We start from the raw sequence: 12984 nt of genomic DNA on the forward strand, positions 1-12984 counted from the left end.
ACTCCTCGGGGTGGGCCCCGGGCATGGGGGCGTGCCTCCGACCGCCACCGCCCCCCGCCGGCGCCGGTCAGAACAACGTGCCGGAATGGTTGCCAGAACTATCCCCGTTTGTCGAGGGTTCTATGAGTTGTGGACCGTTGTTTTTCACGTTGTTGACCGCCTTTGAGACGGGATAGGCGTCCATCGTCCCGGCCATGGCGGGCACGAGCAGGCCGCGCACCTCCTCCACCTCGGTGAGCGCCGGGTCGAGCCAGGCGTCCCAGCGGTCCGGCTCGACGACCATCGGCATCCGGTCGTGGATGCGGCCGAGGTCGTCCGGCGCGTTCGTGGTGATCACCGTGCAGGTCCACACCCACTCGTCCTCGGGCGACTTCCAGAGCTCGTAGAGCCCCGCGATCGCCATGACCGACCCGTCCTTGGGGCGGATGTAGAACGGCTGCTTCGGCGGCTTCTTGGACTTCTTCTGCTTCTCGGCCGGGTCGGACGCCGCGGCCTCCGCCTCCTCGCCCTGGAGCGTGTACCACTCGAAGTAGCCGTCGGCGGGGAGCAGGCAGCGCCGCTTGGCGAACGCGCGCTTGTAGGACGGCTTCTCGTGCACCGTCTCGACCCGCGCATTGATCATCCGGGAGCCGATCGACAGGTCCTTGGCCCAGACGGGCACGAGCCCCCATCGCAGCGTCCGGAGCTGGCGGACGGCCGCCTCCTCCTCCGGCGCGTCCTTGGGCCGCCTTGTGAGGACGGCGGGGACCTGCTTGGTGGGGGCGACGTTATAGTCGGGCTGGATGTCGTCGTCGACGGCGTCGAGCTGCACCTGGAACTCGTCCAGCAGCTCCTGACGGGCCCGTGTCGTGGCATAGCGACCGCACATGGCTCCATCCTGCCCGCTTGAGGCGCGGAGCGGTGGGCATGTAGCGGGTCATGCGACCCATCACGACTCTGGCCCGCCCGTTCGTGGCGGCGCCGTACATCATGTCCGGCCTGGACTCCCTCCGGAACCCGCGCGAACGCGCCGAGCGGGTCGGACCGACCGTCAAGCCGATCGCCGACCGCGTCGACTGGCTGCCGAAGGACCCCGAGACCCTCGTCCGCATCCAGGGCGCGGTCAGCCTCGGCACCGGGACCCTGCTGCTGACCGGCAGGTTCCGGCGGCTGACCACGCTGCTGCTCGCCGCGCAGCTCGTCCCCGCGCTCGCGACCGAGCACCGCTACTGGACCGAGGACGACCCCGAGCGCCGCGCCAGCGAGCGCTCGCACCTGCTGAAGAACGCCGGGCTGTTCGGCGCGCTGCTGATGGCGGCGTCCGAGCCGCGCCGGCAGCCCCGCCTCGCCGAGCTGCGCCGCCAGGTGCACGACGCGCAGGTCAAGGGCGGCGCCGAGGCCAAGATCCTGCGCCGGGAGGCCGCGGCCACGCTGAAGGAGGCCCGCCGCGAGGCCGCCCGTCAGGTGGCGGAGGCCCGCGCGCAGGGCGGCCGGAAGGCGGCCAAGCAGGCCGCCAAGGCCGCGGCGGTCACCAAGGCCGTGAAGCTCGGGCGCAACGCGAAGAAGAGCAGGCGGAAGGGCCCGTCCTCGAAGGCCGCGCAGGCGGCCCAGGCCGTCCGGTCCGTGCCGGTCGGCCGCGCGGCCCAGGCCGTCAAGTCGGTGCCCGTCGGCCGCGCCGTGAAGGCGGGCAAGGCGGCCGGCGCCGGTGCCGCGAGCAAGGCGTCGACCGCGGGCAAGGCCGTCAAGGGCAAGGCCGTGGCCGCGGCCAAGCGCTGACCTGCCGAGCCGCCGGCACGGCGCCGCTTCCGTCCCGCCCGCCCCCGCTCCCCCGGCGGGGGCCGGCGGGACCGGCCGGCCGCCGGCTTCCCGAAGAAAACCTTAAAAGAGGCTCAAATCGGTTGAACCGCGTGCCGCGGCGGTCCCGTACTGCCACCTGACCGCCCGTTCCCTGGGGACCCACCGACCCGACGGAGACGCCCGGCCATGGCAGCACCCGGATCCACCGGCCGCCGGACCGGCGCCCTGCGGAACCCGTTCCGCAGACCGGCCCCGCCCGACCGGCCGCGGCCGGCTTCGGCCGCCGACGACGACCGCATCGTCGCCGAGCTCTATCGCGAGTACCATCGGCCCCTCCTCGCGTTCGTCCTGCGGCTGACCGGCGGTGACCGCCAGTGGGCCGAGGACGTCGTCCAGGAGACCATGATCCGGGCCTGGCGCAGCGCGGACCGGCTGGACGCACGGACGGCCTCGCTGATGCCCTGGCTCGCCACGGTCGCCCGACGTATCGTGATCGACAACCGGCGGCATCGCGACGTGCGGCCGCCGGAGGTCGGCGACGGCCCTCTGGAGAACCTGCCGATGGCGGACGAGATGGACGGCCTGCTCCACAAGGTCGTGGTGGCCGAGGCACTGGCCTCGCTCTCACCCGCCCACCGGCAGGTGCTCACCGAGACGGTGCTGCGCGACCGGACGGTGAACCAGGCGGCGGAGGTGCTGGGAATTCCGGTGGGAACGGTCAAGTCCCGCGTGTACTACGCGTTGCGCGCGCTGCGCGTCGCTCTGGAGGAAAGGGGCGTGACGGCATGAGCTCTCAAGTCGAGCACACCGATGTCGGCGCCTATGCGCTCGGCCTTCTCGAAGACGAGGACCGGCGTGCCTTCGAGGCGCATCTCGCCGGATGTGAATCGTGCACCGCCGAGCTCGCGCAAATGGCGGGCATGGCCGACGCCCTGGTGGGCGTCGGGCCGTTCCTGGAGTCGGCCGACGACCTCTCGGGCGGACCGGACCGCGGTTCCGGGGACGGTTCGGGCGGCGTCCCTCCCGTCCCCCGGGCACCGGCCCCGCGGGCGCCCGGCGGCGCGTCCGGGCTCGCCGCACCCGGGCTGGGCGCACCCGGGGAACCGGACGCCGACGGGCCCGTGGCGGACGTCTCGCCCCTCAGCCCGCCGGACCCCGGCGCGGAGGACCCGTCCGCCCCGCCGGCGCCGGTGATCGACATGCTGCGCCGCAAGCGGGAGGCCGAGCGGCGGTTCCGGCGCGGGACCTACATCATCGGGACGGCCGCCGCCGCCGTGCTGCTCGCCACCGGGGTGACGATCGGGTCGGCGGTGAGCGGCGGCGAGAAGACCGCTCCGGAGGATCCGCACGCGGCGCACGGCCCGGCCCAGGCGCTGGTCATCTGGGGCGAGCGGCATCAGGCCTCGAACCCGGCGACGGGGGCGTCCGGGGTGGTCGGGCTGGAGAGCAAGGCGTGGGGCACGCACGTCGGGCTGGAGCTCCGGGGGGTCAAGGGCCCGCTGAGGTGCCACCTGGAGGCCGTGTCCCGCACCGGTGAGCGGAGCGTCGTCACCGGCTGGCAGGTCCCGGCCAAGGGGTACGGCGTGCCCGGCTCGCCCGCGCCGCTGATCACGCACGGCGGCACGGCGCTGACGCGCGCCGACATCAGCCGTTTCGAAGTGCGGATCGACGGCGGCCAGGGCGGCACCCTGCTCACCATTCCGCTGTGACGCGTCCCTTCCGATAATCGGCGGCTGAAGCGAAACACGACCGCCCGGCACGGATTATCCCGTGCCGGGCGGTTTTCGCATGCCAGGACGGGTCCAGAAAAATAATCCGCGCCTATTGAACCCTTCGCGGACCCCTCGCCGTGCGACTGGGTGAAAGGGCCACGAGGCCACCACCATGCCGAGGTGGAAACGACCCTAGAGACCAGGGGAATTTCATGTCTGTTCGCATTTTCGTCATGCCCGCCGTCGCGGCGGCCGCGCTCATCGCCACGGGGGCGGGCGTGGCCGCGGCGACCGGCGGACTGCCGGGAATCTCGCACGCGTCGGCCGACGAGCCGGTCGGCGGCGGGGAGGTCACCTTCCTCGCCGCGAGCCTGAACGGGCGCAACGAGGTGCCGGTGAAGGGCGGCCCGGCCGTGGGCGACCGGGACGGCTCGGCGGTCGCGGTGATCCGCGTCCAGGGCGACCGGCTCTGGTACGCGCTGCGCTGGACGAACATCGCGGCGCCCACGGCGGGCCACATCCACCTCGGCGCGGCCGGGACGAACGGCGCGGTGAAGGTGCCGTTCTTCGCCGGGACGCTGCCTGCCACGTCCCGCGCGGTGACGGGGACCGTCAAGGTGACCGACAAGGCGGCGCTGGAGCAGCTCCGCACGAACCCGGGAGGCCTGTACGCGAACCTGCACACCGGGGAGTTCCCGGGCGGCGCCGTCCGGGGGCAGCTGCACAAGCTGAGCCGTCCGGCGGACCTGAACGGGGTGCTGAACGGCTCCGCGCAGCCGTCCCTCCAGTCGCTCGCGGACGGCGCGCAGGAGATCCCGGCCGCCGACGGCAAGAAGACCGGCGACCCGGACGGCCGCGCCACCGGCCTCGCGCGCAGCCACGACGGGATGGTGTCGTGGAACTTCACCTGGTCGTCGATCGCGCCGCCGACCGTCGGGCACGTCCACCAGGGCGCTCGGGGTGTGAACGGGCCGGTCGTCGCGGACCTGTTCGAGGCGCCCTCGGGGCTCCCGGCCACCGTGACCGGCCTCGCGGGCATGTCGCCCGTGGGCCCCGCCACCGCGCGGCGGATCATGAACGCGCCGGCGAACTACTACACGAACCTGCACACGGCCGAGTTCCCCGGCGGCGCGGTGCGCGGCCAGCTCGCCCCCGCGTCCGGGAGGGCGCCGCGGGCGTTCGCCAAGGCGGTCGTGGTGGGCGCGCAGATCTACCGCTGCACCCAGCAGGAGGGCGGCGGCCACGCCTTCACGCAGGAGGGCGTCTCCGCGTTCCTGCAGGACGGCATCCGGCACTCGTTCGTGCGGCCCGGTCCGGCGGGCCCGCCCCAGTGGATCGCCCCTGACGGCAGCGCCGTCACCGGCAAGGCCGTGACGAAGACGCCGCACGGCACCGGCAACATCCCCGAACTGGTCCTCGACGCCACGCAGTCCGGCGCGCCCGCGGGGCTGCTGTCCGGGACGACGCAGATCCTGCGCCTGAACACGGTCGGCGGCGTCGCCCCCGCCGGCGCCTGCGACCCGGCCGCGCGGCCCCTCGCGAAGGTCCCCTACCGGGCCGACTACGTCTTCCTCGGCTGATCCCCCGGCCGCAGGAAGGCCGCGCCCGCCGCACGTGAGGGTCCACAACGTGCGGCGGGCGCCCGCGCGTTCCGGCCCGCACCGCCCCGGACGCGCCCGATAACCTTGGACGCATGTCCTCTCAGCACTGGCCGGCCCCGGTCGCGCACGCCCCGGTCGACGCCACGGTGCCGCTGCCCGGCTCGAAGTCGATGACGAACCGGGCACTGATCCTCGCGGCCCTGGCCGAGGAACCGGTTCGCGTGACCCGTCCCCTGCGCAGCAGGGACACCGAGCTGATGGCCGGCGCGCTCCGCGCCCTCGGCACCGGCATCGAGGAGGACGCGGGCGACTGGCGGGTCCGGCCCGGCGAGCTGCGCGGCCCCGCCCGGGTGGACGTCGGCCTCGCGGGCACGGTGATGCGGTTCCTGCCCCCGGTCGCGGCGCTCGCGTCCGGGGAGGTCGCGATCGACGGCGACCCGCGCGCCCGCGAGCGGCCGATGGGCCCGATCATCGCGGCGCTGCGGGCGCTCGGCGCGGACATCGACGACGGCGGCCGCGGCGCGCTCCCCTTCGCGGTCCGCGGCGCGGGCACGGTGCCGGGCGGGTCCGTCGTGATCGACGCGTCCGGGTCGTCCCAGCTCGTGTCGGGGCTGCTGCTGGCCGCGCCGCGCTTCGAGAAGGGCGTCGAGGTCCGGCACGAGGGCCCGCCGGTGCCGTCGGCGCCGCACCTGGCGATGACCGTCCGCATGCTGCGCGAGGCGGGCGCGACCGTCGAGACGGACGAGAACACGTGGCACGTCGCGCCGGGTCCGCTGCGCGGCGGCGAGCGGGCCATCGAGCCCGACCTGTCCAACGCGGCCCAGTTCCTCGGCGCCGCGCTGGTCACCGGCGGCCGGGTCACCGTGCCCGGCTGGCCGTCCGACACGACCCAGCCGGGCGACGCGCTGCGCGGCCTGCTCGCCGCCATGGGCGCCGGCGTGGACCTCGGCCCGGACGGGCTGACCGTGCGCGGCGACGCGGGCGGCTTCGCCGGCCTGGAGGCCGACCTCCACGAGGTGGGCGAGCTGACGCCGGTCCTCGCCGCCCTCGCCGCCCTCGCCGGGTCCCCGTCCCGGCTGACCGGCATCGCCCACCTGCGCGGCCACGAGACCGACCGGCTCGCGGCGCTCGTCGCCGAGATCAACGGGCTCGGCGGGGACGCCCGGGAGCTGGCGGACGGCCTGGAGATCCGGCCGAGGCCCCTGCACGGCGGCGTCTTCCACACCTACGACGACCACCGCATGGTGATGGCCGCGGCCGTGCTCGGCCTCGCCGTCCCGGGCGTCGAGGTGGAGAACCCCGCCACGGTGGGCAAGACACTTCCAGGTTTCGCGGACTTGTGGGCGTCGATGCTCGCGCCCGCCTGAGGACAGGGGTTGGACCACTGGCACGCCGAGTACGGGACTACGACGAGGACGACGTCCGGGTGCGGCCCGGCCGCCGCGGGTCGCGCCCGCGCACCCGCCGCCGCCCCGCGCACGACGACGCGGTCCCCGGGTTCGTCACCGCGGTCGACCGGGGCCGCTACCGCGTCCTGGTGGACGCCGGGACCGCCGGCGAGCGCCCGGTCACCGCGATGCGGGCCCGCGAGCTCGGCCGCAAGGGCGTCGTCGTCGGCGACCGGGTGGCGCTCGTCGGGGACACCTCGGGCGACCAGGACACCCTCGCCCGGATCGTCCGCGTCGAGCCGCGGACGTCGTCGCTGCGCCGCACCGCCGACGACACCGACCCGTTCGAGCGGATCATCGTCGCGAACGCCGACCGGCTCGTGATCGTCACGGCGCTGGCCGACCCGGAACCGCGCCCCCGCATGATCGACCGGCAGCTCGTGGCGGCCTACGACGCCGGCATGGACCCCGTCCTCTGCCTCACCAAGGCCGACCTCGCCGACCCCGCCGACCTGGTCGCCGAGTACGCGCCGCTCGGCGTCCCGTACGTGGTGACGCGCCGCGGCGGCGACCTCGACGAGCTGCGAGGCTACCTCTCCGGCCACACGAGCGTGCTGGTCGGGCACTCGGGCGTCGGCAAGTCGACGCTGGTCAACGCCCTCGTCCCGGACGCCGAGCGCGCCGTCAGCCACGTCAACGCGGTCACCGGCCGCGGCCGGCACACCTCGTCGTCGGCGCTCGCGCTGGAGCTCCCGGACGGCGCCGGCTGGATCATCGACACGCCGGGCGTCCGCAGCTTCGGGCTGGCGCACGTCAAGCCGGAGAACGTGATCAACGCGTTCGAGGACCTCGCCGAGGGCGCCGCCGAGCGCTGCCCGCCGCACTGCGACCACTTCCAGGAGGACTGCGGCCTGGACGAGTGGGTCGCCGAGGGCCACGCGAGCCGCGCCCGCCTGGACTCCCTCCGCCGCCTCCTGTCCAGCCGCGAAGGCACCGACCGCGACCCCGACCCCGCCCGCGACCAAGCCCCCGAAGCCGACCAGGACGCCGACCAGGAGACCGCTCCCGAGACCGACCGCGAGACCGACCGCAGGAGCGATCCCGAAGCCGACCGAGAGGCCGACCCCGAGGCCGATTCCGACGTCAATGTCGAGGCCGACCGCGAGGCGGACGGGGCGTCGTAGACGACGGACCGGCCCGAACGCCGGGACTGAAGCGAATCGGCCCGGCCCGCACGCGAGCGCGTTGGCGACGCGGGGAGGCGAGCCTCCTCGCGAAGATCGCGAAGCGATGCAGCGTCCGCACAAGCACGGTCAGGAGGCGAGCCACCAGGCGAGGCTCCTCGGGCCGGGATTGCGAGAACACCGCCGCCAGGCGAGCCCCCGGGCCGGGGTTTGCGAGAACACCGCCACCAGGCGAGGCTCCCTGGGCCGGGGTTGCGAGAACGCCGCCGCCAGGCGAGGCCCCTGGGCCGGGGTGCCTAGAGGCTTCCGGGGGCGCATAAGTACAGCGGCCGTAACGGATCTGCGTGAAGATAGCCGCATGGAACGGCGGACGGTGCTCAAGGGGGTTGTGCTCGGGGCGTTCGCTGCGGCTGGGTGCTCGGACGATGGGGATCCGCCGTCTCGCACGGGGGGTGCGTCCACGGCGGCGCGGTCCTCGGCGCGGCCTACTGGGCCCGCTGATTGGAACGCGCTCGCCGCGGGGCTGGAGGGGCGGCTGGTCCGTCCGAGTGACGCGTCCTATGACGACGCCAAGCGGCTCTACATCCCGAAGTACGACGATGTCCGTCCGCTGGGCATCGCCTACTGCGCGTCTCCGGCGGACGTGTCCGAGTGCGTGCTGTTCGCCGCCCGCCAGAGGATGCCCGTGGCGGTGCGGTGTGGCGGCCACAACTACGCCGGCTGGTCCACCGGGAAGGGGCTCGTCATCGACGTCTCCCCCATGGACGAGGTCGCGCGCGACGGCGACCGCGCCACGGTGGGGGCGGGGACGCGGCTGGTCGATCTCTACGACCGGCTGGCCCGGGACGGCGTGACCGTCCCGGCGGGGAGCTGCCCCACGGTGGGGGCGGCGGGGCTGACGCTCGGCGGCGGGCTCGGCGTGACGTCCCGCGCGTACGGGCTGACCTGCGACGTGCTGGAGTCCGTCGACGTCGTCACGGCGGACGGGCGGCGGCTGACCTGCGACGCGCGGCGCGACGCCGATCTCTACTGGGCGTGCCGGGGTGGGGGCGGCGGCAACTTCGGGGTGGCGGTGTCGTTCACGTACCGCACGCACGGGACGGACGACGCGACCCCGTTCTCGATGCGCTGGCCGTGGGGGCAGGCGGCCCGGGTGGTCCGCGGGTGGCAGCGCTGGGCACCGTCCGCGCCGGACGAGGTGTGGACGAGCCTCCAGCTCAACTCCCAGCCCGCCGACGGGACGCCGAGCGTGGAGGTCTCCGGGTTCGCGCTGGCGGACGCGGCCCGCCATATCGAGTCCCTCACCGCCGCCGTGGGCGCCGACCCGGCCACGTCCAGTTCGCGGAGCCGCCCTTACATGGACGCGATGCTGTTCATGGGGGGTTGCAGCGGGCGCACCGTCGAGCAGTGCCACGGTCAGGGCTCGCTTCCGGGGCAGAAGCCGGCCGGGAGCTTTCCCCGCACGAATTACGACGGGAAGTCCCATATCGCGTACCGGCCGCTGCCGGACGACGCGATCAGTGCTTTGCTGCGGCGTTTCGAGGAGGGCAACGGCGTCGCCGACCGGTCCGTGCTGATGGACGCGATGGGCGGCGCGATCCAGCGGGTGCGGCCCGACGCCACCGCGTTCCCGCACCGGCGGGCGCTGTTCTGCGTCCAGTACCTGGCACCGGACGCGGGGTGGCTGCGGGCGACGCACGCGGCGATGGAGCCGCACCTGGGCGGCAGCGCCTACGTCAACTACGTCGACCACGAGCTGGCCGGGTGGGCGCGGGCCTACTACGGCCCCAACCTGGACCGGCTCAGGAAGGTGAAGGCCGCCTACGATCCCGGCAGGCTGTTCACCTTTCCCCAGGCGATCGCCTAGCCCCGCTCAGTCGGCGGGGGCTCCGTCTTCGTGAGGGGGGCGGTCGAACAGGGAGCGGGCCCGTTCCTCGGCCTCGTTCAGGGCCTTGACGTGTTCGGGGGCGAGCTCCTCCACGCAGCGGGTCATCTCCTCGGTGACCTGGCTGAACGCGCTCTCCTCCGCGCCGCGCAGGGCGGCGCGGACGCTCGCGGAGCGGGCGCCGAGCGCGGCCCACTCCAGTTCGAGGCGGGCGACGGCCTCGTCGAAGGCCCGGGCCGTCTGCGCGCCCGCGTCCTTCAGCTCCTCCGGGATGGGGCCGCGGCCGGCCTTGCGGGCGTGGCTGGACAGGGTGGAGATGCGGCTGGCGAGCGACAGGCCCTCGCGGGCCAGCGGGAGCACGTCGTGGATCAGGTCCGTGACCGCCTTGGCCAGCTCCTCGACGCGGGTCAGCAGCGTCTGCGTCGCCTCCTCCAGGGCCGCGGAGGTGCGCCCGGCGACGCGTTCGGCCACGTCCTGCTGCTGCTTGGTCAGCGCCGGGACGACGTCGCTGTCGAGCCGGCGCCGCAGCTCCTGCTCGCGGGCGGCGCGGTCGTCCGGCCCGGCGCGCTCGGCCCAGTCGGCCCAGACCCGCTCGATCCGCTCCTCCCCGGAGGCGGCGATCTCCGCCGTGATCTCCTCCAGGGCCTCGCCCGCGCGGGCCTTGAGCCGTTCGACGCGCCCGTAGAGCGCGTCGCGCTTGAACGGGTCGTTGAGCTCGTTGAGCTGCGCCTGCAATCGACGGGACACATCGATGGCGTGCTCGGCCAGGGGGACGAGCCGGTCGGCGAGCTCGTCGAGCGTCTGCGCCCGGCGTGGGTCGGTCAGCTCGGCCACCCACCCGGGAAGGTCGTGCGCCATGCGCCCATGCTGCCACTCGCGGGGCCCCGGCACCGCCCGGCGCGCCCCGCGGGGCGGCCGAAAAGGGGTAACGGCCCGGGTAAGTGTGTCGGCGCGCGGCGTGATCGCGGTAGCGTGGCACGCCGTGGCGGGCTATTCCGATGACCTCCGTCTCGCGCACGTGCTGGCGGACGGGGCCGACGACATCACGACCAGGCGCTTCCGCGCGCTCGATCTGGACATCGAGACCAAGCCGGACCTGACGCCGGTCAGCGACGCCGACCGCAGCGTGGAGGAGCAGATCCGCGGCACGCTGAAGCGCGCCCGGCCGCGGGACGCGGTGCTCGGCGAGGAGTACGGCCGGACCGGGTACGGCAACCGCTGCTGGATCATCGACCCGATCGACGCCACGAAGAACTTCGTCCGCGGCGTCCCGGTGTGGGCGACGCTGATCGCGCTGATGGAGAACGACGAGATCGTGGTGGGCGTCGTGTCGGCGCCCGCGCTGACCCGCCGCTGGTGGGCGGCGCGCGGCGGCGGCGCCTGGACGGGCCGCAGCCTGACCCGCGCCACGCGGATGAGCGTGTCGTCGGTGACGGACCTGTCGGACGCGTCGCTGTCGTTCTCCAGCCTGGGCGGCTGGGAGGAGCAGGGACGGCTCGACCGGTTCCTGGAGCTGTCCCGCTCGGTGTGGCGGACGCGGGCGTTCGGCGACTTCTGGTCGCACATGATGGTCGCGGAGGGCGTGGTCGACATCTCGACCGAGCCGGAGGTCTCGCTGTGGGACCTGGCCCCGCTCCAGGTGATCGTCGAGGAGGCCGGCGGGATGTTCACCGACCTGTCCGGCGTTCCCGGGCCGGACGGCGGCAGCGTCCTGTGCACGAACGGCAAGCTGCACGCGGAGGTCCTGCGCACGCTCGGCGGCGGCCAGCTCTCGCTGCGCATCTGAGCGTCCCCGATCGAACCCTGTCAGGGAATGACCAGGGGTCGATCGTCCTGGCTTCCGGGGTGACTCGCGACATATCGTGGAACAGCGGTCGCCGGACGGCCGTTGACATGATGGGCGGCCCGTATCGGAGGTAGAAGATGTCGACCCAGACCAAACTCGTCATCGGCGGCGTCGTCGTCGGCTTCCTGACCCTGTTCGTCTTCCCCTGGTGGCTGAGCGCGCTGATCATCCTCGGCGTCATCGGGGCGCCGCTCGTCGGCTACCTGATGCTCGACCCGTCCCAGCGCCGCCGGGTGCGGGCGCAGGGCCGCAAGCGCCTGGGCAGCTGAACCGCTCGGCAGCTGAGCCGTCCGGGAGCCGGGACGACCGGCTCCGGCGGGGTGGCGGGGCCCCGGTGCCCCGCCGGGCGCCCGGCCCGTAGGGTGCGGGCGTGACGCAGACACGGATCGGCGTGGTGGGGGCCGGGATACTCGGGCTGGCGATCGCGCGGCGGCTCGCCGAGACGCGGCCGGACGCAGCGGTGACGGTCCTGGAGAAGGAGGACCGGGTCGCCGCGCACCAGACGGGGCACAACAGCGGCGTCGCGCACGCGGGCCTGTACTACGCACCGGGCTCGCTGAAGGCGACGCTGTGCCGCCGCGGCATCGGGCTGCTGAAGGAGTACTGCGCCGACCGCGGCCTTCCCTACGAGGAGTGCGGCAAGGTCGTGGTCGCGCGCGACGCGTCCGAGCTCGGGCCGCTCGCGGAGATCGAGCGGCGCGCCACCGCCAACGGGGTGCCGGGGCTGCGGCGGCTGGACGCGGGCGGGCTGCGCGAGATCGAGCCGCACGCCGCCGGGGTGGCGGCGCTGCACTCCCCCACGACCGCGATCGTCGACTTCCCCGCGGTGGCCCGCGCGTTCGCCGCGGACGTGCGGGACGGCGGCGGCGAGGTGCGGCTCGGCTTCGAGGTCGTCCGGCTGGGACGGGCCGGCGACCGGGTCCGGGTCGCCTCGCCGGAGGAGGAGCTGGTCTTCGACCGGCTGGTGGTGTGCGCCGGGCTCCAGTCCGACCGGGTCGCGCGGCTGGCGGGCGACGCCCCCGCGCCCGCGATCATCCCGTTCCGCGGCGAGTACTACCGGCTCGTCCCCGAGCGGACGGACCTGGTCCGCGGCCTGATCTACCCGGTGCCCGACCCGCGGTACCCGTTCCTCGGCGTGCACTTCACCCGGCGCGTGGACGGCGGTGTCGACGTCGGCCCGAACGCCGTCCTGGCCCTGGCCCGGGAGGGGTACCGGTGGCGCGACGTCCGTCCGGCCGACCTGTGGGAGACGCTGCGCTGGCCCGGGTTCCGCCACATGGCGCGGCGGCACTGGCGGACGGGCGTCAAGGAGCTGTACGGGTCGGCGGTCCGGAGGGCCTACGTCGCCGAGGCGCGGGCCTTCGTGCCCGACCTGCGGGTGGACGACGTCGTCCCCGCCCCCGCCGGTGTCCGGGCCCAGGCGGTGGACCCGGACGGCTCCCTCGTGGACGACTTCCGCATCGGGCGAGTCGGCCCGGTGGTGACCGTCCGCAACGCCCCGTCGCCCGCCGCGACCTCGTCCCTGGCGATCGCCGAGTACGTCACCGACCGGATCTGACCGGCTCCCCCGGCGATCTGACCGGCTCCCAGGC

The 12984-nt window shown here is 74.4% G+C and carries 11 protein-coding genes and 1 pseudogene; 10 read left to right on the plus strand and 2 right to left on the minus strand.

Features of this window, described 5'->3' with window-relative positions; genetic code table 11:
• Window positions 1–67 precede the first annotated feature (67 nt).
• Complete coding sequence (locus tag E1300_RS15695; protein ID WP_131757733.1) at window positions 68–868, minus strand: SOS response-associated peptidase; 801 nt, start codon at window positions 866–868, stop codon at window positions 68–70.
• Window positions 869–918: 50 nt separating this feature from the next.
• Between E1300_RS15695 and E1300_RS15700 the strand changes: the two genes are divergently transcribed.
• From E1300_RS15700 to E1300_RS15730, 7 genes and pseudogenes are all read left to right on the plus strand, one after another.
• The gene (locus E1300_RS15700) at window positions 919–1755 is read left to right on the plus strand and encodes a DoxX family membrane protein (RefSeq protein ID WP_131757734.1); all 837 of its coding nucleotides are present in this window, start codon (window positions 919–921) and stop codon (window positions 1753–1755) included.
• Between the two features lie 207 nt (window positions 1756–1962).
• Window positions 1963–2565, plus strand: coding sequence for a sigma-70 family RNA polymerase sigma factor (locus E1300_RS15705; protein ID WP_131757735.1), 603 nt, complete (start codon window positions 1963–1965; stop codon window positions 2563–2565).
• Window positions 2562–3485, plus strand: coding sequence for an anti-sigma factor family protein (locus E1300_RS53420; protein ID WP_131757736.1), 924 nt, complete (start codon window positions 2562–2564; stop codon window positions 3483–3485). Before E1300_RS15705 ends, E1300_RS53420 begins: the two co-directional genes overlap by 4 nt.
• A 215-nt stretch (window positions 3486–3700) precedes the next feature.
• Complete coding sequence (locus E1300_RS15715; protein ID WP_131757737.1) at window positions 3701–5068, plus strand: CHRD domain-containing protein; 1368 nt, start codon at window positions 3701–3703, stop codon at window positions 5066–5068.
• A 113-nt stretch (window positions 5069–5181) separates the two neighbouring features.
• Window positions 5182–6456, plus strand: a complete 1275-nt coding sequence (aroA, locus tag E1300_RS15720; protein ID WP_131757738.1) for a 3-phosphoshikimate 1-carboxyvinyltransferase — start codon at window positions 5182–5184, stop codon at window positions 6454–6456.
• A 17-nt stretch (window positions 6457–6473) separates the two neighbouring features.
• Window positions 6474–7475, plus strand: a pseudogene (gene rsgA / locus E1300_RS15725) (ribosome small subunit-dependent GTPase A); the annotation flags it as partial.
• Between the two features lie 544 nt (window positions 7476–8019).
• Complete coding sequence (locus E1300_RS15730; RefSeq protein ID WP_131757739.1) at window positions 8020–9528, plus strand: FAD-binding oxidoreductase; 1509 nt, start codon at window positions 8020–8022, stop codon at window positions 9526–9528.
• Between the two features lie 6 nt (window positions 9529–9534).
• Here E1300_RS15730 and E1300_RS15735 read toward each other — a convergent pair whose 3' ends face one another.
• Window positions 9535–10404: a hypothetical protein gene (locus E1300_RS15735; RefSeq protein ID WP_131757740.1), complete on the minus strand. Its 870-nt coding sequence runs from the start codon at window positions 10402–10404 to the stop codon at window positions 9535–9537.
• Window positions 10405–10528: 124 nt separating this feature from the next.
• Here E1300_RS15735 and hisN point away from each other — a divergent pair, with 124 nt between their 5' ends.
• The 3 genes from hisN (at window position 10529) to lhgD (ending at window position 12950) form a co-directional block, all read left to right on the plus strand.
• Complete coding sequence (gene hisN, locus E1300_RS15740; RefSeq protein WP_131757741.1) at window positions 10529–11332, plus strand: histidinol-phosphatase; 804 nt, start codon at window positions 10529–10531, stop codon at window positions 11330–11332.
• 137 nt (window positions 11333–11469) lie between these two features.
• Entirely contained in the window at window positions 11470–11661 is a 192-nt protein-coding gene (locus tag E1300_RS15745) for a tail-anchor membrane protein (protein WP_131757742.1), read from the plus strand.
• 101 nt (window positions 11662–11762) lie between these two features.
• Complete coding sequence (gene lhgD, locus E1300_RS15750; RefSeq protein ID WP_165502856.1) at window positions 11763–12950, plus strand: L-2-hydroxyglutarate dehydrogenase; 1188 nt, start codon at window positions 11763–11765, stop codon at window positions 12948–12950.
• Window positions 12951–12984 lie beyond the last annotated feature (34 nt).

This window comes from Actinomadura fibrosa (genome assembly GCF_900659615.1).
Taxonomy (GTDB): domain Bacteria; phylum Actinomycetota; class Actinomycetes; order Streptosporangiales; family Streptosporangiaceae; genus Spirillospora; species Spirillospora fibrosa.